Consider the following 20,741-nt stretch of genomic DNA (forward strand, 5'->3'; position numbering starts at 1 on the left):
GTCAGCTCGACGGCTTCGAGGCCGTTCTTGGCCTCGGCGACGATCTCCAGCTCGGGCCAGACCTCGGTGAGGCGGCTGCGCAGCTGTTCGCGCATCAGTCGTTCGTCGTCGGCCAGAACGGCGCGGATGTGTGCAGTGCTCATGGCCGGGAATGCTACCGGCTCAGATGGGCTCGGTGCGCGTGGCAGCCATCGAACGGCGGCGGTTGCGCAGCACGACGAAGAGCAGCAGGCCGAGCAGGATGACGGGCGAACCCAGCACCGCGCCCGCGCCCAGCAAACCGGCGACAACAACGGTCAGCACGCCGCCGACGATCAGCAGCGGCAAGGCCACACCGAGCAGCAGCACCAGCGGCAGCACGATGACGCAGACGATGCCGGCAACGAAGAGGCCGATGCTGGCGCCGAGCCAGTCGCCGAAGTCGCTGCCGCCGAAGAAGAACTCGCCGTCGTCCAGCACGATGTGCATGTCGGGGCCGTGATGGTTGAGCAAGGCGAAGCCGCCGAACATCGCCATCAACACCATCAGCGCGGCGCCGATGAACAGGATCTTGAACAAGGTCTTCATGATGCGACTCCTTCGTCGTTGCGGCTGCGATAGGGCACGGTGATGGTGACCACGGTGCCGCTGGGTTGGTTCTCGGTGACGGTGACGCTGGCGCGGTTGCCGTGCAGCAGTTGCAGGCGTTCGCGGATGTTGGCCAGGCCCACGCCGGTGCCGCTGGTGGCGGCGCGGCCGAAGCCCAGGCCCGTGTCGGCCACGGTGACGGCCAGCTTGCCGTGCACGATCTCGGCCTTGACCTTCAGGTGGCCGCCCTCGGCCTTGGGCTCCAGGCCGTGCTTGATGGCGTTCTCCACCAAGCCCTGGATCATCATGGGCGGGAACTCGGCGGACATCAGGCCCTCGGGCACGTCGATCTCGGTCTGTAGACGCTCTTCCATGCGCATCTTCAGGATCTCGAGATAGGGCTTGATGACGGCCAGCTCGCGGCCCAGGTCGCGCACGGCACCGCTGGCGTTGGCCTCGCGCATGGTGGGCATGGAGGCCCGCAGCAGCGCGATGAGGTTCTTCTGCATCAGAGAAGCACGCGGCGGGTCGGTCTCGATGAGGAAGTCGATGGACGCCAACGTGTTGAACAGGAAGTGCGGCTCCACCTGGGCCTGCATGGCGGCCATGCGGGCCTCGACGACCTGACGCTTCAGCTGCTCGCTTTCGGCGTTCTCGGTGGCCTGGGCCGCCTTGACCTCGGCCTGGATGCGGCCCTTGTACATGGCCTTGATGACCGCCGAGGCCAGCACCCACAGGATGGCCAAGTCCACCATCGAGTCGCCCATGCGGATGATGGTGACGCGCTCGCGGCTTTGGGCTTCCTTGACCTCCTCGGTGGCCTGCTGCAGCGCGGCCTGAGCCTCGGCGGCGGCTTCCTGGGCCTCCTTGACCTCCTCAGCCTCCTGCTTGAGCTGGCCCAGCTGCTCCTTGGCCTGCTCGATGGCGGCGCGAATGTCCTCGGGGCGTGCGCTCTTGGGGAAGTCCAGGGAGATGGTCGGGGCGGAAGCCGCCTTGGCTGCGTCCGCTGCAACTGCCCCATCCGCGATCGGCTCGCCACTGGCATCCCTGGCCTCGCTGGCGGCCGAGGCCGCCGGACGCACCGGCTGGATGCGCACGCCGCGCTCGTCGATCTTGACCTCGTAATGCACGCCCTCGACCGCCTTGCCGCCGGTCTTCCTTTCGTCGCCCTTCTGGGCCGCCCGGCGCGCCTTGTCGGCGGCTTTCCTGGCGTCGGCTTCGAACTTGGCCTGGCGGCGAACGGCGCCGGCATGGTCGTGCTCTTCGATTTGCTCGCTGATGCGCCAGGTGAAGGGCGGCAGGTTCTTCAGCACGTTGACGCCGATCAGCAGCGCCAGCGCCAGCAGCACGAAGCGCTTCCAGCTGATGCCGACCAGCCAGCCGGCGTAGGCGTGGAAGTGGCGCACCGCTGCGGCGGAAAAGCGCTGCCAGCGCTCGAGCCAGAGCTTTTGCTGGGGGCTGGGGGTGAAGGAGGTGGCCATGTGGTTGTTCGTCGTTGGAAGCCACTTTACGCAGGGGCGCTGGGCGGCGTGGCGCCGGAGCGATGCGCCGGCCGGGGCGGGTGACGAACTGCAGGGGTGCGCGACAGGCCGCGAGGACCTGCAGCCCCTCGTCCAACGAGTACGTTGGCCGGTCCCCCGCGGGGACGCCGATGCGTGCGGCGTTAAGCCGCCCGCACATCGACAAGATGGGCCGGCTTGGGAGCGGCCCGGCGCTCGGCCCGCAATCCCAAGGCAGCAAAAAGCCCGCCGAAGCGGGCTCGTGAGGTGGGCGCTGGCTGCGCTTACTGCTTGACGGCCTCGACCTGGATCAGCAGGCGGATGGCGTCCGGCGTGACGGCCGGCAGCGCGTAGCTGACGCCGAACTGGCTGCGCATCAGCGTGGTTTCAAAGTCGCCGCCACAGACCTCACGCTTGAGCATGGGGCTGTCGTAGCAGTTGAAGTTGGTGGCCGTCAGCGTGACGGGGTTGGTCTTGCCGCGCAGCGTCAGTTCGCCGGAGACGCTGGTGACCTTGTCGCCATTGAAGGTGAACTTGTCGCCGACGAACTTGGCCGTCGGGAACTCTTCCACCAGGAAGAAGTCCTTGCTCTTCAGGTGGCCGTCGAACTGCGGCGAGCCGGTGGTGATGGAGGCCATGTCGATGGTGAACTCGACCTTGCCGGTCTTGGCAGCCTTGTCCAGCGTGACGGTGCCTTCCTTCTTGTCCCAGCGGCCGCGCAGCGTGCTGGTGCCGAAGTGCTTGGCCTCGAACGTGACTGCGGTGTGGTTCTTGTCGATGACGTAGGTGGCGCTTTCGGCGTGAGCGGCGCCAGCAGCAGCGAGCAAGGCGGTGAGCAGCAGGGCATTCTTCATCGGTGAAGTCTCCGGGGGGGTGGGGAAGGGTTGAGGTTACAGGCCGGTCAGATGCCGGAAAAGGCCAGTTTGAATTTCACGGTGACATCGTTGGCGACGACCGAGGTGTCCGCCCATTCGCCGTCGCCGATCTTGAAGTCCAGGCGCTTGATGGGCACGCTGCCTGCGGCCACGCCACCATTGAGCGTGATGGGCACGACGACATCGCGCACGGCGCCCTTGATGGTCAGCTTGCCGGCCACGTCGTACTTGTTCGGGCCGGTGGCCTTGATGCCGGTGGACACAAATGTGGCCTTGCCGTTGCGCTTGGTGTCGAACCACGGCGTGCCGGCCAGTTCGTGGTCGAAGCTCGGGTCGCCCAGCGACACGCTGCCCAGGTCGACCGTGAAGGCGATCTTGCCGGCCTCGGGCTTCTTGGGGTCGAAGTCGAGCTGCGCCTCGAACTTCTTGAACGTGCCGTCTACCGGCACGCCCATCTGCTTGAACGTGAAGCTGAGGGCGCTCTTGTCGGGCTGCAGCGTGGCGGCCTGGGCGGGAATGAGGGCTGCGGTGAGCAGCAGGGCGGCGAAGAGTCGGGTCATGGCAGGTCCTTGATCAGCGGCGGCGCAGCGACATGCGGGCCATCAGGCCGTCGCGGTCGACGAAATGATGCTTGAGCGCGCCGGCCACATGGGCCAGCACCAGGGCGGCCAGGCCATAGGCCAGCCAGCCGTGCACTTCCTCGAGCAGTTCGCCCAGGTCGTGATCCTTGGGCACGAAGTCCGGCAACGGCAGCACGCCGAACCAGACGATGGGATAGCCCTTGGCCGAGGTCATGGCCCAGCCACTCAGCGGCACGGCAAAGAAGACGATGTAGAGCAGCACGTGGACGGCATGCGCAACGCGCGCCTGCCAGGCCGGCATGGGCAGGTCGGCCGGCGGCCGGTGCGAGAGGCGCCACAGCAGCCGCAGCGCGGACAGCGCAAGGATCGTTACGCCCGCCCACTTGTGCCAGTTGTAGAGCTTGACCCGCTGCAGCGAGAACGGCAGGTCGGCCATGTAGAAGCCGACGCCGAAGGTGCCGACGATGGCCAGCGCCAGCAACCAGTGCAGCACGACGGCAACGGGGGTGTAGCGGGTGGCAGTGCTCATCATGGCTCGCAGTGTGTTCCTTGCAGGCGGGCGATCAGTTCACCGAGCTTGTCGCCAATGTTCAGTGGGTTTGAATGCTAGGTCCGTACGCCGCATACCACTGCTTACACTGATCGCGGACTTTAGGCCTGCTGTTCAAACCTGTTGATTCTGACTGTGCCTGCAAAAAAATATCAGCGCATCGGGGTGGGCGCAATGCTGCTCGGGCTGGCCGCCGCTGGTGGCGTGTGGGCCTTCCGCGATCCCGAGGGGGAGGTGCGGGAGCTGGTGAACCGCCAGCCCATCGAAGGCGCGCACATCAAGATCGACTGTCGCAAGGGCCGCTGGCTGCACGGCAGCGACTCGGTCCGCGTCGCGGAGGCGACCAGCGGCGCCGACGGCCGCTTCTCTTTCGCTCGGGCCGATGTGCGGGGCTGCGGCTACCTGATGGTCTACATCAGCAAACCAGGCTTCCGTGACGCGGCCCGCATCGAGCACAGCGCCATCCAGGTCGGCTTTGAGACGCAGATCACCTCCAGCGTACCGGAGCTGCTCCTCATGGTGCGGGAGAGCGAGGTGAAGCAATTGCAGTTCGACGGCCTGCTGAACGAGTCCAACGCCGTGCGCATCGCGCCCCCAGGCCCCATGCCCGAGGCCGACTACAACACCGTCAACGTGCCCTTCTTCGAATCGCGCCGGCTGGCTACCACGCCGGATGAGATCCGCTGGGTGCGGGGCCACTATTGCGCCCGCCTGATATCGCTGTGGGCGGCCCTGCCTGCGGAACTGCAGCAAAAGCACCTCGACAACCCCATGGCCAACGTTGTCAGGCATCCCGACGTGGTCGATTACTGCAAGTCTGCGGCGCCCGCAGCCTCCTGACCCGTTGTTCAGCGGGCCACCTTGCGCCCCACGAGGAAGACGCCGGCCAGCACCAGCACCGTGCCCAGCGCGATCCAGCCGTTCATCGGCTCGCCCAGGATGAACACGCCCATGATGAGCGTGCTCATCGGGCCCACCATGCCGACCTGCGACGCCAGCGGCGCGCCGATGCGGGCGATGGCCAGCATCACCATCAGCACCGGTGCCACCGTGCAGGCCGTGGCGTTGAGCAGCGACAACCACAGCACCGGCTCGGGCACCATGAAGCTGGACAGGGGCTTCAGCAATGCGAACTGGCCAATGCACAGCGCGCAGGCCACGCTGCTGGCCAGGCCCGCCAGCCGCAGCGCGCCCAGGCGCTGCACGACCTTGCCGCTGAGCGACAGGTAGACCGCGTAGCTGACGGCGCTGCCGAACACCAGCGCAGCGCCGATGGCGGTGTGGCTGCCCTCGAAGCTCAGCTCATGCGCGAACACGGCCACCACGCCGGCATAGCTGACCGCCATCGCAATGACCTGCCGGGCCTGCAGCCGGTGGTGGAAGAACAGCACCGAGATCAGCAGCACCAGCGTCGGGTTGAGGTAGAGGATGAGCCGCTCCAGGCTGGCCGTGATGTAGGCTAGGCCGGCAAAGTCCAGATAGCTCGCCAGGTAGTAGCCGGTGAAGCCCAGCACGGCGATGTCGCGCCAGTCCCGGCGTGTCAGCGCCGGCTTGCCGCGGCCCGACCACCAGGCCATGACAAGGAAGAACGGCAGCGCCAGCAACATGCGCCACATCAGCAGCGTGATGGCGTCCACGCCATGCCGGTAGGCCAGCTTGACGATGATGGCCTTGCCCGAGAAGCCGATGGCGCCGAGCACGGCCATCAGCAGGCCCATCCAGCGCTGACGGTTCGGTGCGTGGGAAGCTGGGCTCATGGGCAGCCCAGTCTAGGCGGGGCGGCAGCCGGCGCAGATCTTGTCTGGTGAAGCCTGACTTGTCGCGGCTTCAGCGCGCGCACCGGCCCGCTTCGGGCGGCGGGTTCTGCTGGCGATAGAGCTCGGCCTGCTGGCGGTGCAGCTGCTGCAGCGCCGCCGGATAGTCGGCCTGTTGCAGATAGTCGCGGATCTGCGGCGCGGCCGCAGCGGCGGGCGAGCGGCGCGAGATCTGCAGATGCAGCCCGTCCGCGCCCAGCCCACGAGGCAGCACGCGCACCTCTTGCTCACAACCCATCGCTCGCAGCATTTGCGTACCGGCCTCGCGCGCGGTCGCGATCGCGTCCAGACGACCCAGCAGCAGCTTGCGCAGGTTCAGGTCCTCGCTGAGCGCGTTGTCCACCTGGGCTTGCCGAGCCAGCTGGCCGTCGACTTCGGCGCCAAAGCTCACACCCCGGCCGACGCCGACCCGCAGGCCGGCCAGATCGGTCCAGGTGTCGAAGCGCAAAGGGCTGTCACGGCGCACGAACAGGGCCGCCTCGTTGCGCGCCAGTGCGGGCTCAACGACCAGCGCGTACTCGCGGCGCTTGGGGTTGTCGAAGGCGCAGGCCATCACGTCCACGTCGCCACGCTCGACCAGCGCTTGGCAGCGCGCCCAGGGCCCGACCGCCTCGACCTCCAGCGTCCAGCCCGCTGCCGCAAAGGCCCGCCGTGCCATCTCGACACAAACACCGTGCATGCGGCCTTGCTGTTCCCAGCTCATCGGCTGGGCGGCCGGATGGGCACAGGCGCGCAGGCGCCGCTCAGCGCTGGCCGGTGCCGCCAGCAGGGCGGACAGGCACAAGGCCAGCAGAAGGCTGGTGCGGGTCATGGGGGAACTCCGCGCCACAGGGCGCGGCTGGATCGTAGTGCGCCCCGGCACGAAACTGGTCCGAAACCGAGCCGCTGCTCCGGCTGGGGTCGGGGCCGCCTGCTCGTGTCAGCCCCGCATGACGGCCAGCATCTCGTGCACGTCGTGGCACATCACCGCGAGGTAGGCCGCCAGCACCAGGTAGTAGGTCGCGTATTCCCACTTCACCGCCGCTGGCACGGCGTAGTAGGTCTGCGCCTCGGGGCTGTCCGAGCGGTGCTTCCAGGCCTTGATGAGCTGGGGCCAGGCCAGCAGCGCCATCAGGATGAGCATGGGACTTGGGCGCCAGAAGAACAGCGCCACGAGCATCGGCGCGCCCAGCAGCCAGATGCGCGGCGACAGCACGGCCGTGATGCGGCCGCCGTCGAACGGCGAGATCGGGATCAGGTTGAACAGATTCAGGAAGAAGCCGCTGTAGGCCACCGCAAGCAGCCAGTCTGCATCCCAGCTGCGCGCCAGCAGGTAGACCGCCGTGGCACCCGCCGTGCCCAGCAGCGGTCCGGCCAGGCCGATGAAGGGCTTCGGTCTGCGCGTCATGCGGCATGTCCTTCAGCTCGACCCAGGCGCCGACGAAGGGGATGAAGGTTGGCGCGCCGACGTTCAGCCCCTTGTAGCGCGCCGCGATGAAGTGGCCCATCTCGTGCACGAACAGCAGCGCGATGAAACCCGCCGCGTAGCGCCAACCGTAAATCCACGCGTAGACCACCAGCGAGATCAGCATGCTGCCGCCCGTGGTGAGCAGCTTGCCGAACTTGGCGCCCGACAGCAGTAGCGCTAACAGCTTGAACATCAGGCGGCCGGCTCGCTGGGCTTGCCGCGCTTGAAGAACTTCTTGATCACCGCGCCGCCGCCGATGACGGCGATGAAGATGATCTTGGCGAACTTGGCCAGGAAGGCGAAGGCGATGGCGAGCAGGCCGAGCTTCTTGGCGCCGACGCCGACGACCAACGCCGCGAGGCCGTACTCGGCGATGTGATCGGTGGAGGAGTCAAAGTCCTCGTAGCGCTTGCCCTTGTCGAACTCCAGCGCGCCGAGCAGGCCCTTGGCATCGGGCTTCTGCGTCGGCAGGTCCTTCAGCGCGGTGACGAAGTTCAGGCTCAGATAGCCCTCGCGGCCCAGTGCGTAGGTGTTGTAGTTGACGCCCTGCCCGGCATCGGCCGGCGCGCCCTTTTCCTTGGAACTCATGGCCCAGACAAGGCGGTGCGTCGTCGCCTCGTAGGCCGGCACCTCGGCCCAGCCGGTGATCTCCAGCGGCGCCCCGCCCATCTTCCTGCGCTCGTCGTTGCTCGCCTCGGTGCCTTCCTTGTAGCTGGCCAGCAGGTCGTCGGCCTTCCACTCCTTGGCGTCGCCGTCCTTCACATAGCCGGAGGCGATGTAGCGCAACGTGGCGAACCAGTCGCCGTCGCCCGACGGGAAGATGACGCCCGCCAGCTCCTCGTGAGTGCCCGGGTTGCCCATGGCGCGCAGCAGCTTGCCGGCCTGCGGCTGGGGGATGAAAACGCGGCCGGCCGGCAGGTGCAGCGTGGCCTGGCCGGCGATGGCGACGTCCGCAGGGCCGGTCTTGGCGGCGGCCTTGGCCTCGGTCCAGGCGGGGTCTTCAGCGGGCTTGGGCGGCGGCGCGTCGGCCGCATGAGCCACAAAACCCAAACCCAGGCCGAGGCACAGGCCAGTTGCAGCCAGCAGGCCGCGCAAGATGTCTTTCATATGTTCTCCCTGACGAAACGGTCAGCAGTCTATGTAAACCCAGCCGCTGCCCGTTTAGGGAATGCCCCGCGACGGGCAGATTCACAATCGCCCCACACAACAGCGGACCCCGACATGGCAATCATCAACAAGACGCCCAGGCCCCTCGCCGCCGCGACCTGCTTGCTGCTGCTGGTGCTCGGCAGCGGCTGTACGACGGCGCCCACCGTGCGCGTGTCGCCGCCGCTGCGTTGCGACCAGCCCGGCAGCAACTGCGTCAACGACCTGATGCAGGCACTGGAGGATTGGAAAGACGCCTACAACAGCCGCGATGCGCGCCGGCTCCAACAGCTGTATGCCCCGGGCGCGCTGATCACCGACGACGAGTATTCCGCCGTGCCGCTGTCCGGCGGCGCCCTGCCGATGTTCTTCGACCAGATGGCGCAGCGGCCGACGGCGCGCATGCGCTGGATCGTCGGCAACCTGCAGCTGTTCGGCGAGACGGCGGTGCGCTCGGGCGAGTACGAGTTCATCGAGCAGGCCGACGGCCAGACGAAGACGCGACCGGCGCGCTACAGCTTTGCCTACCAGCGCATCGACGGCCGCTGGCTGATCCTGCTGCAGCACTCAACGCAGCGGCCCTAGCCCAGCGCCTGCCACTGCGCCATCAGGCCGCTCCACTTGGCGCGGGCGGCTTGGAGGTGGCGCTCCTTCACATGGCCGTAGCCGCGGATCTCCTCGGGGATGCGCGCGATGTCCACGGCCAGCGTCAGGCGCTCGGCCGTCAGGCCCTTGGCGAGCAGCGCGTCGATGCTGGCGCGGTACTCGCCGATCAGCGCGCGCTCCGTCTGGCGCTCGGCCGTGTAGCCGAACACGTCGAAGGCCGTGCCGCGCAGGCCCTTCATCTTGGCGAGCACGCCGAACGCCGGGCGGATCCAACTGCCGAAGGGGCGCTTGACCAGCTCGCCGTGCGAGTTCTTCTTCGCCAGCAGCGGCGGCGCGAGGTGGTGCACGAGCTTGTAGTCGCCCTCGAACATGCCGGCGATCTTGTTGGTGAAGGCCGCATCGGTGTGCAGGCGAGCCACCTCGTACTCGTCCTTGTAGGCCATCAGCTTGAACAGGTAGCGCGCCACGGCCTCGGTCAGCTTGCTGCTGCCACCCAGCTTCGCTTCGGCCGCCCTCACCTTGTCGACGAAGGCCTTGTATTCGGCCGCATAGGCTGCGCTCTGATAGCCGGTCAGGAAGTCCACGCGCTTGGTCACGATCTCGTCCACGCCCTGGCGCTTGACGAACTGGATGACGGCCTGCGCGGCATACAGCGCCTGCACCGCCTTGAGGTCCTGCGCGCAGCGACGGCCCCACTCGAAGGCGACCTTGTTGTTGTCGACCTGCACGCCGTTCAGCTCGATGGCGCGCATCAGCGCGTCGTAGCTGAGCGGGATGCGGCCCTGCTGCCAGGCGTAGCCCAGCATCAGCGGGTTGGTGTAGAGCGAGTCGCCGACCAGCTTGACGGCCACTTCCTCGGCGTCGAACGAGCCCAGGTGGTCGCGGCCCACCGCGTTGCCCACGGCCGCCTCGCAGGCGGCGCCGGGGAAGCTCCAGTTCGCGTCGTTGACGAGCGTGGCCGTCGGCGAGCCGTGCGTGTTCAGCGCCACGTAGGTGCGGCCCTCGCGCATGACGGCCAGCGTGGCCTTGTTGGCGGCGACGATGGCATCGCAAGCGATGACGAGGTCGGCCTCCGCCGTGCCGACCTTGGTGCAGAAGATCGCCTCGGGCTCGTTGGCGATCTGGATGTGGCTCCAGGTCGCGCCGCCCTTCTGCGCCAGGCCCGCCGCGTCCTGCGTGATGACGCCCTTGCCTTCCAGATGCGCCGCCATGCCCAGCAGCTGGCCGATGGTGATGACGCCCGTGCCGCCCACGCCGCCGACGACGATGCCCCAGGCCTTCTCGGGGTTGGGCACGACGGGCATCGGCAGCATTGGCAGCGCGGCGTCGAAGGGGCTCTGGCGGCCTTCCTTCTTCGGCTTCTTCAGCTCGCCGCCCTCGACGGTGACGAAGCTCGGGCAGAAGCCCTTCACGCAGGAATAGTCCTTGTTGCAGCTGTTCTGGTTGATCTGGCGCTTGCGGCCGAAGTCGGTCTCCAGCGGCTCGACCGACAGGCAGTTCGACTGCACCGAACAGTCGCCACAGCCCTCGCAGACCAGTGGATTGATGACGACGCGCTTGGCCGGGTCGACCAGCTTGCCTCGCTTGCGGCGGCGGCGCTTCTCGGTCGCGCAGGTCTGGTCGTAGATGATGACCGTCGTGCCTTCCAGCTCGCGGAACTGGCGCTGGATGTCGTCCAGCTCGTCGCGGTGGTGCACGGTCACGCCGGGGGCCAGCGCCACGCCGTCGTACTTCTCCGGCTCGTCGGTGACGATGACCAGCTTCTTGACGCCTTCGGAGATCACGCTGTTCATGATCTGGATGACGGTGTGGCCCTCCGGCCGCTCGCCCACCGCCTGGCCGCCGGTCATCGCAACGGCGTCGTTATACAAAATCTTGTAGGTGATGTTGACGCCCGCAGCGATGCTCTGGCGGATGGCCAGGCTGCCGCTGTGGAAGTAGGTGCCGTCGCCCAGGTTGCTGAAGATGTGCTTCTCGTCCGTGAACGGCGCCTGGCCCACCCAGGGCACGCCCTCGCCGCCCATCTGCGTGAAGGTGGCCGTCTTGCGGCCGGGCATCCACGTGACCATGTAGTGGCAGCCGATGCCGCCGACGGCGCGCGACCCCTCCGGCACGCGGGTGCTGGTGTTGTGCGGGCAACCGGAGCAGAACCACGGCGTGCGGTCGGCGCCGCCGGCGGTTTGTTCCTCGGACTTCAGCGCGGCCTCCTTGCTGTCGATGATCGCTAACCGCGCATCCAGGCGGGCCCGGATGTCGCTGTCGACGCCAAGCTTCTTCAACCGCTTGGCAATCGCGCGGGCAATGATGGCCGGCGTCAGGTCGGCCTGCGGGCGCAGCAGCCAGTGCTCGCTGGGGTTGGGCACGCTCCACTCGCCGCCCTCGCCACCGTCACCGGCGTCGAACTTGCCGAGCACGTTGGGGCGCACGTCGGCGCGCCAGTTGTAGAGCTCTTCCTTGACCTGGTATTCGATGATCTGGCGCTTCTCCTCGACGACGAGGATCTCCTGCAGGCCCTTGGCGAACTCGCGCGTGATCTGCGCCTCCAGCGGCCAGACGACGTTGACCTTGTGCAGGCGGATGCCGACCTGACGGCAGGTGGCGTCGTCCAGGCCCAGGTCGTGCAGCGCCTGGCGCGTGTCGTTGAAAGCCTTGCCGCTGGTGATGAGGCCGAAGCGATCGTTCGGGCCTTCGATGACGTTGTGGTTGAGCTTGTTGGCACGGATGTAGGCCAGCGCGGCGTACCACTTGAAATTCATCATCCGCGACTCTTGTTCGAGCGGCGGGTCGGGCCAGCGGATGTGCAGGCCGCCGGGCGGCATCTGGAAATCCTCGGGCAGGATGATGTTGACGCGGTCGGGGTCGACGCTGACTGAGGCCGAGCTCTCGACGATCTCCTGGATGGTCTTCATGCCGGCCCACAGGCCCGAAAAGCGGCTCATCGCAAAGGCGTGCAGGCCCATGTCGAGGATGTCCTGCACGCTGCTCGGGAAGAAGGTCGGGAAGCCGACCGCCTTGAAGACGTGGTCGCTCTGGTGCGCCGCCGTCGAGCTCTTGGCGATGTGGTCGTCACCGGCCACCGCGATGACGCCGCCGTGCTTGGACGTACCGGCCATGTTGGCGTGCTTGAACACGTCGATGCAGCGGTCCACGCCCGGGCCCTTGCCGTACCAGAGGCCGAAGACGCCGTCGTATTTGGCCTTCTCGGGGAAGAGGTCGAGCTGCTGCGTGCCCCACACGGCCGTGGCGCCCAGCTCCTCGTTCACGCCGGGCTGGAAGACGATGTGCTGCTTGGCCAGGTGCTTCTTGGCGGCCCAGAGCGCCTGGTCATACGTGCCCAGCGGCGAGCCGCGGTAGCCACTGATGAAGCCGGCGGTGTTCAGCCCGGCCATCGCGTCGCGCGTGCGTTGCAGCATGGGCAGCCGCACCAGCGCCTGCACACCGCTCATGAAGGCGCGACCGGAGTCCAGCGCGTATTTGTCGTCGAGCGAGACCGTTTGCAAGGCGCGCAGGACATGTTCGGGCAGCGGGGCATTCATCGGATGGGCTCCTGATTGCGGCGTGGCGTGGCGGCCCTTGTGGGGCGTGGCGCGCAGCTGTGTGGCCAGTATGGCCGGACCGGTCAGTGTAGGGAAACGAGTGCGCTGGGTGCTTGCCATGTGCCGCTCAAAACCGAGCCCTTGCGCAAGATCCTTTCTCGATCAAGCAGAATTCGCATCGTTCATATCGACAACGCGCCGACAAGGGCAAACCATGAGTTCCGACGCCCTCGACCGATATCACATCGCCATCCTGGCCGAACTGCAGCGCGACGCCCGCCAGTCCAACGCCGAGCTGGCGCAGCGCGTGGGCCTGTCGGCCGCGCCCACGTGGCGGCGCGTCAAGTGGCTGGAGGAGCAGGGCTACATCACCGGCTACCGCGCCGAGCTCGACCGCCGCAAGATCGGCCTGGGCGTGCTGGCCTTCGTGCGCGTGGACACCGAGCGCAGCGCGGCCGTGGCCACCAAGGCGCTGGAGGACGAGATCCGCCAGCTGCCCGAGGTCATCGCCTGCCACTACATCTCCGGCGCCGGCACCTTCGAGCTGCAGGTCATGGCGACGGACCTGGACGCCTTTTCGCGCTTCTCCATCAACACGCTGTTGAAGCTGCCCAACGTGAAGGACATCCACACCAGCTTCTCGCTGGGCGAGGTCAAGGCCGGCGGCGCGCTGCCGCTGGGGCATCTCGGTAGCTGAAGCCGGCGCACGTGGAGAAGCACCGCACACAGGCAAGGCCCGGCACCGCAGCCGCGCGAGGGACTTGTTCAGCGTTGCCTTACGCTTGCGGCCATGGCGATAAGGCACCTCCGTCGGCTGGGTGATCTCTGGCTGGGCACCGAGTTCGCCCAGCGGCTGCGGCTGCGCCAGACTTCACTGGCGATGGTGCTGATGGCCATCAGCGTGGCCATGCTGCATTACGCGGTGCGCATCGGCGGCGACGAGCGCGGCCTGGCGCTGTGGGCGTGGACGGCCTATGCGCTAGGTGGCATGGCCGTCGCCTATGCCGCCATCCGCAGCGGCTGGTCGCTCCGCTTCACCGACCCGTCGCTGACCAGCGTGCAGATCGCCTTCGCCATCACCGCCGCCGCGCTGGGCTATGCCCAGGCCGGGCCGCTGCGTGGCGTCTGCTTCCCGGTGCTGACGCTGATCCTGATGTTCGGCATGTTCCAGCTGCGCGCCCGCAGCGCCTTCGGGCTGAGCCTGTTCGCGCTCGCGAACTTCGGCGGCGTCATGGGCGTCATGGCGCTGCTGCGGCCGGCCGCCTACCCGCCCGCCGTCGAGATCGGCCACTTCGTGATGCTGGCCTGCATGCTGCCCGCCGTGGCCGTGCTCACAGCGCGGCTGAGCCGCATCCGCCGGCGCCTGGCCGACCAGCGCGAAGAGCTGGCGCGCGCCCTGGCCCAGTTGCACGCCGTCGCCACGCGCGACGAACTGACGGGCCTGTCCAACCGCCGCGAGATGCAGGCGCTGATGGACCAGGAACTGCAGCGCTCGCTGCGCCACGGCTACCAGTTCTGCATCGCCATCGCCGACCTCGACCACTTCAAGCGCGTCAACGATGCCCACGGCCACGCGGCCGGCGACATCGTGCTGCGCAGCTTTGCCCAGGCCGGCCAGGGCGCCCTGCGCGCCACCGACGTGATCGCGCGTTGGGGCGGCGAGGAGTTCCTCGTGCTGCTGCCCGACACCGCCATGCCGCTTGCGCTGGGCGGCATGGAGAGGCTGCGCCAGCGGGTGGAGGCGTTGAAGATCGACGTGGGCGACGGCGTGGAGGTCTCGGTCACCGTCTCCATCGGCCTCACCGGCCACCGCCTCGGTGACACGCTGGCCCAGACGCTGGCGCGTGCCGACCGGCTGCTCTACGAGGCCAAGGCGGCCGGCAGAAACCAAACCCTATCGGACTGACATGCGCATCGCCCTCGTCTCAGACATCCACGGCAACCTGCCGGCCCTCGAAGCCGTCGTCGCCGACATCCGCCGCCGCGGCGTCGACCGCGTCATCTGCCTGGGCGACAACCTGTCCGGCCCGCTGCTGCCGCTGGAGACCGCCCACTACCTGATGGCCAGCGACTGGCTCGTGCTGGCCGGCAACCACGAGCGCCAGGTGCTGGAGTGGACGCCTGCCAGCGGCGGCAAGTCCGACGGCCATGCCCGCGCCACGCTGGGCGAACCCGAGCTGGCCTGGCTGCGTTCGCTGCAGCCTGTGCACCGCGACTCGCCTGCCCTGCTGCTGTGCCACGGCACGCCACGCAGCGACTGCGAACACTTCCTCGAAACACCTCGCCACGGTGTGTTGATGGCGGCCTCGGCGGCTGAGGTCGCCGAACGCCTGGGCAATAGCGACGCCGCCGTCATCGCCTGTGGCCACAGCCATGTGCCGCGCACCATGCGCACGGCCTCGGGCCAGTTGCTCGTCAACCCGGGCAGCGTCGGCCTGCAGGCCTATGTGGACGACGAGCCCGTGCGCTACGTCGTCGAGCGCGGCACGCCGGACGCGCAGTACGCCATCCTCGAGCAGTCGCCCGCCGGCTGGGTGAGCGCCCACCACACCGTGCCCTACGACTTCCGCGCGATGGCGCAACTGGCCGCGCAGCGCCAGCGGCCCGACTGGGCGCAGGCCCTGCTCACCGGCTATGTGAGCTGACAGCTCGCGCGCGGCCGTTCTCGCATCCGCGCCAGAATCGCCCGATGCCCCTGGTCTACAAGATTGCCACCACCGCGGCCGAACTTGAGGCGGTGGCGCTGCTGCGGCGCGATGCCGGGGCCCTGGCATGACGGCCGCCCTGCCGCTGCGCCACCTGCTGCTGGCCGTTGCCGTCGTGGCCATCTGGGGCAGCAACTTCGTCGTCATCAAATACGCGCTGCACACACTGCCGCCGATGACGCTGGCTGCGCTGCGTTTCACCATCGCCTTCGTGCCGGCCTGCTTCTTCCTGGCGCGGCCGGCGGTGGGCTGGCGCAATCTGGCGGGCTACGGCCTCTTCGTCGCCGTGGGGCAGTTCGGTTTGCTGTACCTCGCCATGCGCAGCGAGATCTCGCCGGGCCTGGCCTCGCTGGTCATCCAGACCCAGGTGTTCTTCACGCTGCTGCTGGCCGTGCGGCTGGCCGGCGAGCGCGTGCTGCTCGCCCAGTGGCTGGGGCTGGCGCTGGCCGTCGCGGGCATCGTCGTCATCGTGCTGCACACCGACGGCACCACCACGGCGCTGGGTCTGGCCATGGTGCTGGCCGCCGCCTTCTCCTGGGCCTGCGGCAACATCGTCGGCAAGCGCGCGGGGCGGGTGAACATGCTGGCCTACGTCGTCTGGAGCAGCGCCTTCGCAGTGCCGCCGCTCGCTGTGCTGGCCCTGCTGGTGGACGGCCCCGAGCGCATCGCCGCAGGCCTGGCCGCCGCCGACGCCGGCACCTGGGCCGCCGTGGCGTGGCAGAGCTTTGCCAACACGCTGTTCGGCTACGGCTGCTGGGCCTGGCTGCTGACCCGCCACCCGGCCGCGCGCATCGTGCCGATGGCCTTGCTGGTGCCCATCTTCGGCATGGGTGCGAGCAGCCTGCTGCTGGCCGAGGCGCTGCCGGGCTGGAAGCTCACCGCCGCCGCGTTGGTGATGGCCGGTCTGGCGATCAACCTGTTCGGCCCGCGGCTTTTCCCGACCCGCGCCGAGGCCACGCGAGGCTAAGCTTGGACACATGAAGCGCCGTTCCCTGCTCTCGCTGCTCACGCTCCTCCTGCTGCCCGCGCTGGCGAGCGCGGCGCCGCCGGCCGTTCAACTGCTGGTCGAACTGCGCTGGGTGGACAGCAACCTGCCGCCCTCGGCCCAGGCCGGCGTGCGCGATGGCGCCGTCGTCGTCGGCACGGCGGGCAGCGTGTCGCCGCGAGGCGCGGGTGTGGTCTCGTCCATCGGCCCGGCGGTGTCCGTGCCGACCCAGCGCCTGCTGGTCGAAAACGGCCAGCGCGCCAGCGCGCGGATGACGACGCGCGAAACGCTGCATTGGCTGGACACCACCGTGGAGCTGGAAGCCAGCGGCGCCACGCGCCGCATTTACGCCAACCCGCGCCCGCAGGAACGCGCCGTCACGCACAGCTTCATGGTCACGCCGACCTGGGCCGGTGGCACGGCGCCGGTGCGGGTGGTCTTCGACGTGGAGGAGGGCGACCACGCCTTCAGCGCCACGCTAGACCTGCCCATGGAGCGCTGGCAGACGGCAGCCCGCACGGGCGGCGGTACCGCGCCACCGGCGCCGCGCGGCACGGTCAGCAGCCGCGACGCCGCAGGGCAGCCGGAGCGCGAGCTGCAGCTGCGCGTGTCGATTCAGCTCTGACCCGTGTTGGCGGCGCTCAGCGCGCCGTTGATCTGCGGATACGGCGCCGCGCCGTCGAACAAATCGTCGCCCGCGCCTTCGGCCAGGAAACCCACCGCCGCCCGCTGCGCCCGGCCCCAGGCCGCCTCGGCGATCGCGCTGCCGGCCGAGATGCGGCGCACGCCCAGGCGCTGCAACTCGCTCAACGACGGCAGCGCCGGCCGCGCCATCACGTTCAACGGCAGCGGCTGGCCCGTCACCAGCGCCTCGATGTCGGCCACGGCCGTCACGCCGGCGGCGAACAGGCCGTCCGCCCCGGCCGCCGTGTAGTCGCGTGCTCGCAGCAGCACCTCTTCGGCCGCGCGGCCGGGCGCGAGGTTGCGCAGGTACACGTCGCAGCGCGCGTTGATGAACAGGTCCACGCCGGCCCGCGCCGCAGCCGCCTTGATGGCTTCGATCTTGCGGCACAGCAGGGCCGGCTCACCGGCGCCGTCCTCCAGGTTGATGCCCACGGCACCGGCCTCGACGAGCTGCATGACATTGCCGGCCACCGTGGCCGGGTCGTCGCTGTAGCCGGCCTCGCTGTCGGCGCTGAGCGGCACCCGCGCAAGCTCGGTGACTCGGGCGATGCGGCGGATGGCGGCGGCGTGCTCGGCGATGGGCAGGTGGTTGCCGTCGGCATAGCCCAGCGCCCATGCCAGGCCGGCGCTGGTGGTGGCCAGGGCCGGCACACCCAGGCTTTGCACGAGGACGGCGCTGCCGGCGTCCCAGACGTTGGCGATCTTCAGGAGTACGGGGCCTTGGTGGAGTTCGCGGAAGTTCATGGCGATGGATGGGTTGCGTGAACAGGCCGCCATGCTGCCTGCGTTCCGCTGTCAGCGGTGGCACCGGGATTGGCCCATGCCGCGTGAAACGTGTTCAACGATCGCGAAGTGAGCGGTACCACCCAAGCGCCGGAACTGCCAAGTTCTGCGCACTGAAGCGCCCTGACTGCGTGTAACGTGGCCGTTTTCCACCGCTGCCACCCCCGATGAGACTCGCCTTGATCGCCCATGACGGCAAGAAGGACGCCATGATCGCCCTGGCCGCCGAGTTCCTGCCCTTCCTGGGCCGCTGCGAGCTGATGGCTACCGGCACCACCGGCACGCGCCTGACCGCAGCCCACGGCCTGACCGTGGAGCGCGTGCTGAGCGGCCCGATGGGCGGCGACCTGCAGATCGGCGCGCGGCTGGCAGTGGGCGGGCTGGACGGCATCATCTTCCTGCGCGACCCGATGACGCCGCAGCCCCACGAGCCCGACATCAATGCCCTGGTGCGCGCCTGCGACGTGCACGACGTGCCCTGCGCCACCAATGTCGCCACCGCGCGCTTGCTGCTGACGCGCTGGAGTGACGCTTGACTCTGGAATGAACGCGCCTGATCCGGCCCCGCTGCCCGCGCACAGCCTGTCAAGGCGGCTGCGCATCCGCACGCGGCTGGGGCTGGCCTTCGGCCTGCTGCTTTTCCTGCTGATGGGGCTGGCGGGCCTGGCGGTGCACCGGCTCACGGGGTTGTCCGAGGCGCTGAACCAGATCGTCGACGAACAGGCCGCCGTGCGCGACTCGGTCAACGAGATCAACCGCAACGCCGAGGCCGTAGCGCGCAAGCTGCTGGTGCTGATGAGCCCCGACGACGAGTTGCGTCTGGCTGCCTACCCCGAGATCAACTCGGCCAACGGCCGGCTGGACGACGCCATGCAGCGCCTGGCCCTGGTGCTGCCGCCGGGCCCCCGCAGCGAGCGCCTGGCGGAGGTGCGCCAAGCACTGGCCGACTACCGCGCCAGCTACATCGACGCACGCGACCTGATAGAGAACGAAGACTTCCAGGCCGCCCGCGCGCTGCTGGGCAGCGACACCGAATCGACGCTGTCCCTGTTCGTCGGCGCCATCTACCAGCTGGCCGCCAGCGAGGAGCGCGCCGGCACCGCCAAGGCGCGCGAGCTGCGCGAGCAGATCGACCGCGACCGCACCGGCGTGCTGGCCATCTGCGTTGGCGCGCTGCTGGCCGCTGCGGGGCTGGCCGTCGGCGTCACGCGCTCCATCGTCAACCCGCTCAAGCGCGCCGAGGACGGTGCCGAGCTGATCGCCCAGGGCCAGTATGGCCACCGCATCGAGGTCGACTCCGCCGACGAACTCGGCCACATGGCCAGCGCCATGAACACCATGGCCATGGCCGTGGGCGAGCGCGAGGCCGAGCTGCGCCGCCTGGCCGACATCGACCTGCTGACCGGCCTGCCGCAGCGCAGCCGCTTCATCGCCGACGGCAACCGCCTGCTGGCCAACCTGCCCGAGCGCCAGCAACTGGCCGTGCTGATCTGCATCGACGTGGACCGGCTCAAGGCCGTCAACGGCGTGCTGGGCTTCGATGCCGGCGATGCGCTGCTGCGCGGCGCTGCGACCAAGCTGGCCTCGCTGTTCGACGAGGGCGCCGCCGCCTGCTGCCGCCTGGCCGGCGGCACCTTCGCCGCGCTCGCCCCCGTGTCCCGCCTGGAGCACGGCGCCGCACTTGCCGCCCAGCTGCGCGAGGAGGTGGAGCACAAGCTGAGCTGGCAGGGCCAGTCGCTGGACCTGTCGGTGTCGCTGGGCGTGGCCCACTGGCCCGAGCACGCGGAAGACACCGAGACCCTGCTGCGCCGCGCCGAGCAGGCCATGTTCGAAGCCAAGCGGCTGCGCCAGCCGGTGTCCGTCTACAACCCGAGCGCCGAAGCGGCGCGCGCGCTGCACCTGAGCCTGCTGTCCGACCTGCACACCGCCATCCAGCAGGACCAGCTGCGCCAGTTCCTGCAGCCCAAGCGCTGCCTGCATACCGGCCGCATCCTCGGCGCCGAGGCCCTGGTGCGCTGGGAGCACCCGCAGCGGGGCTGGCTGCCGCCGGGCGACTTCATTCCCTTTGCCGAGCGCAGCGGGCGCATCCGCCAGATCACCGACTGGATGCTGGCCCGCGCCGTGCGCACGCTGGCCGAACGCGAGGCCGCCGGCCTGGCGCCGGTCTACATCGCCGTCAACATCTCCACGCTCGACATCCAGGATCAGACCCTGCCCGCGCGGCTGGCCGCGCTGCTGGCCGAGTACCGCGTCGACCCCAGCCAGCTGCAGCTGGAGGTGACCGAGACCGGCCTGATGTCCAGCGGCACCGACCCCATCGCCGTGCTGCATGCGCTGAAAAGCTGGGGCGTGCGCCTGGCCATCGACGACTTCGGCACCGGACAGTCCTCACTCGCCTATCTGCAGCACCTGCCGGTGGATGAACTCAAGATCGACCGCAGCTTCGTGCAGGACGTCAACACCGACCCGCGCCGCGAGGCCCTGCTGAGATCCATCGTCGGCGTGGGCCTGGGCCTGGGCTTGACGGTGACCGCAGAAGGCGTCGAGAACGAGGCCGAGCTGGCCGTCATCAAGGACTGCGGCTGCGACCTGGTGCAGGGCTATCTGCTGGCCCGGCCGATGGATCTGACAGCGTTTGAAGGCTGGCTGCTCACAACAAGCTAAAATGCGCGCCTTTCGTAGTTTTGCCCCTGCTGTGGGCTTTCACTGGAGCCAATCATGGGCAACAAGATCATCACCGAAGCCGCTCGCCGCGCCACTCCCCGTCCCGCCGCCCCCGTGGGCGTGACCTTCACCGCCGGCAAGGGCCAGCTGAGCAGCCTGGAGCGCGGTGCCCACACCCGCTCCAAGAAGAACCCGGGCAAGCGCCCCCATTCGGGTTGAGCCCTGGGCTGATCGCCTGACGATCGTCCACACACAGGCCCTGCGGGGCCTGTTTGTTTTTGTCGGCTAGATATCGACCA

The 20,741-nt window shown here is 68.7% G+C and carries 20 protein-coding genes and 2 pseudogenes; 10 read left to right on the top strand and 12 right to left on the bottom strand.

Annotated features, from left to right (window positions below; genetic code table 11):
• The 6 genes and pseudogenes from ABIS05_RS26465 to ABIS05_RS26490 all read right to left on the bottom strand — a co-directional run.
• A pseudogene (locus ABIS05_RS26465) lies at window positions 1-143 on the bottom strand (DNA-binding response regulator); the annotation flags it as partial.
• 19 nt (window positions 144-162) lie between these two features.
• Complete coding sequence (locus ABIS05_RS26470; protein WP_348011379.1) at window positions 163-567, bottom strand: hypothetical protein; 405 nt, start codon at window positions 565-567, stop codon at window positions 163-165.
• Entirely contained in the window at window positions 564-2,048 is a 1,485-nt protein-coding gene (locus tag ABIS05_RS26475) for a sensor histidine kinase (protein ID WP_348011380.1), read from the bottom strand. Before ABIS05_RS26475 ends, ABIS05_RS26470 begins: the two co-directional genes overlap by 4 nt.
• Before the next feature lie 302 nt (window positions 2,049-2,350).
• Window positions 2,351-2,920 (bottom strand): YceI family protein, encoded by a 570-nt coding sequence (locus ABIS05_RS26480; protein ID WP_348011381.1) that lies wholly within the window; start codon window positions 2,918-2,920, stop codon window positions 2,351-2,353.
• 47 nt (window positions 2,921-2,967) lie between these two features.
• Window positions 2,968-3,501, bottom strand: coding sequence for a YceI family protein (locus ABIS05_RS26485; protein ID WP_348011382.1), 534 nt, complete (start codon window positions 3,499-3,501; stop codon window positions 2,968-2,970).
• A gap of 13 nt (window positions 3,502-3,514) precedes the next feature.
• Window positions 3,515-4,051 (bottom strand): cytochrome b, encoded by a 537-nt coding sequence (locus ABIS05_RS26490; protein WP_348011383.1) that lies wholly within the window; start codon window positions 4,049-4,051, stop codon window positions 3,515-3,517.
• Between the two features lie 195 nt (window positions 4,052-4,246).
• Here ABIS05_RS26490 and ABIS05_RS26495 point away from each other — a divergent pair, with 195 nt between their 5' ends.
• The gene (locus ABIS05_RS26495; RefSeq protein WP_348063368.1) at window positions 4,247-4,912 is read left to right on the top strand and encodes a carboxypeptidase-like regulatory domain-containing protein; all 666 of its coding nucleotides are present in this window, start codon (window positions 4,247-4,249) and stop codon (window positions 4,910-4,912) included.
• An 8-nt stretch (window positions 4,913-4,920) separates the two neighbouring features.
• On the opposite strand, the gene ABIS05_RS26500 is transcribed toward ABIS05_RS26495, so the two are convergent.
• The 4 genes and pseudogenes from ABIS05_RS26500 to ABIS05_RS26515 all read right to left on the bottom strand — a co-directional run bounded on the left by ABIS05_RS26500 (window position 4,921) and on the right by ABIS05_RS26515 (window position 8,440).
• On the bottom strand, window positions 4,921-5,829 hold the full coding sequence (locus ABIS05_RS26500) for a DMT family transporter (protein ID WP_348011385.1): 909 nt from the start codon (window positions 5,827-5,829) through the stop codon (window positions 4,921-4,923).
• Between the two features lie 70 nt (window positions 5,830-5,899).
• Window positions 5,900-6,697 (bottom strand): transporter substrate-binding domain-containing protein, encoded by a 798-nt coding sequence (locus ABIS05_RS26505; RefSeq protein ID WP_348011386.1) that lies wholly within the window; start codon window positions 6,695-6,697, stop codon window positions 5,900-5,902.
• A 108-nt stretch (window positions 6,698-6,805) separates the two neighbouring features.
• Window positions 6,806-7,526: pseudogene (locus ABIS05_RS26510) on the bottom strand (site-2 protease family protein).
• Entirely contained in the window at window positions 7,526-8,440 is a 915-nt protein-coding gene (locus ABIS05_RS26515) for a DUF2167 domain-containing protein (protein WP_348011387.1), read from the bottom strand. Before ABIS05_RS26515 ends, ABIS05_RS26510 begins: the two are co-directional and overlap by 1 nt.
• A 114-nt stretch (window positions 8,441-8,554) precedes the next feature.
• Here ABIS05_RS26515 and ABIS05_RS26520 point away from each other — a divergent pair, with 114 nt between their 5' ends.
• Complete coding sequence (locus ABIS05_RS26520) at window positions 8,555-9,064, top strand: nuclear transport factor 2 family protein (RefSeq protein ID WP_348011388.1); 510 nt, start codon at window positions 8,555-8,557, stop codon at window positions 9,062-9,064.
• On the opposite strand, the gene ABIS05_RS26525 is transcribed toward ABIS05_RS26520, so the two are convergent.
• Window positions 9,061-12,621, bottom strand: a complete 3,561-nt coding sequence (locus ABIS05_RS26525) for an indolepyruvate ferredoxin oxidoreductase family protein (protein ID WP_348011389.1) — start codon at window positions 12,619-12,621, stop codon at window positions 9,061-9,063. The two genes, ABIS05_RS26520 and ABIS05_RS26525, sit on opposite strands and share 4 nt — an antisense overlap.
• 214 nt (window positions 12,622-12,835) lie before the next feature.
• Here ABIS05_RS26525 and ABIS05_RS26530 point away from each other — a divergent pair, with 214 nt between their 5' ends.
• The 5 genes from ABIS05_RS26530 (at window position 12,836) to ABIS05_RS26550 (ending at window position 16,936) form a co-directional block, all read left to right on the top strand.
• Window positions 12,836-13,318 (top strand): Lrp/AsnC family transcriptional regulator, encoded by a 483-nt coding sequence (locus ABIS05_RS26530; RefSeq protein WP_348011390.1) that lies wholly within the window; start codon window positions 12,836-12,838, stop codon window positions 13,316-13,318.
• A 93-nt stretch (window positions 13,319-13,411) separates the two neighbouring features.
• The gene (locus ABIS05_RS26535) at window positions 13,412-14,527 is read left to right on the top strand and encodes a diguanylate cyclase (protein ID WP_348011391.1); all 1,116 of its coding nucleotides are present in this window, start codon (window positions 13,412-13,414) and stop codon (window positions 14,525-14,527) included.
• Between the two features lies 1 nt (window position 14,528).
• Window positions 14,529-15,266: a metallophosphoesterase family protein gene (locus tag ABIS05_RS26540; RefSeq protein WP_348011392.1), complete on the top strand. Its 738-nt coding sequence runs from the start codon at window positions 14,529-14,531 to the stop codon at window positions 15,264-15,266.
• A 139-nt stretch (window positions 15,267-15,405) separates the two neighbouring features.
• Window positions 15,406-16,293, top strand: coding sequence for an EamA family transporter (locus tag ABIS05_RS26545; protein WP_348011408.1), 888 nt, complete (start codon window positions 15,406-15,408; stop codon window positions 16,291-16,293).
• Between the two features lie 10 nt (window positions 16,294-16,303).
• Window positions 16,304-16,936: a hypothetical protein gene (locus ABIS05_RS26550; protein WP_348011393.1), complete on the top strand. Its 633-nt coding sequence runs from the start codon at window positions 16,304-16,306 to the stop codon at window positions 16,934-16,936.
• Here ABIS05_RS26550 and ABIS05_RS26555 read toward each other — a convergent pair.
• Window positions 16,927-17,739, bottom strand: a complete 813-nt coding sequence (locus ABIS05_RS26555) for an isocitrate lyase/phosphoenolpyruvate mutase family protein (protein ID WP_348011394.1) — start codon at window positions 17,737-17,739, stop codon at window positions 16,927-16,929. The two genes, ABIS05_RS26550 and ABIS05_RS26555, sit on opposite strands and share 10 nt — an antisense overlap.
• A gap of 206 nt (window positions 17,740-17,945) precedes the next feature.
• Here ABIS05_RS26555 and ABIS05_RS26560 point away from each other — a divergent pair, with 206 nt between their 5' ends.
• Genes ABIS05_RS26560 through ABIS05_RS26570 form a run of 3 tightly spaced genes read left to right on the top strand, consistent with a single transcriptional unit; the run spans window position 17,946 to window position 20,661 of the window.
• A complete protein-coding gene (locus ABIS05_RS26560; protein WP_348011395.1) occupies window positions 17,946-18,314 on the top strand; it encodes a methylglyoxal synthase in 369 nt (122 codons plus the stop codon).
• Between the two features lie 7 nt (window positions 18,315-18,321).
• Entirely contained in the window at window positions 18,322-20,442 is a 2,121-nt protein-coding gene (locus tag ABIS05_RS26565; RefSeq protein ID WP_348011396.1) for an EAL domain-containing protein, read from the top strand.
• A gap of 54 nt (window positions 20,443-20,496) precedes the next feature.
• A complete protein-coding gene (locus ABIS05_RS26570) occupies window positions 20,497-20,661 on the top strand; it encodes a hypothetical protein (protein WP_348011397.1) in 165 nt (54 codons plus the stop codon).
• Window positions 20,662-20,741: the final 80 nt, after the last annotated feature.

The organism is Roseateles sp. (assembly GCF_039929605.1).
Lineage (GTDB): Bacteria > Pseudomonadota > Gammaproteobacteria > Burkholderiales > Burkholderiaceae_C > Pelomonas.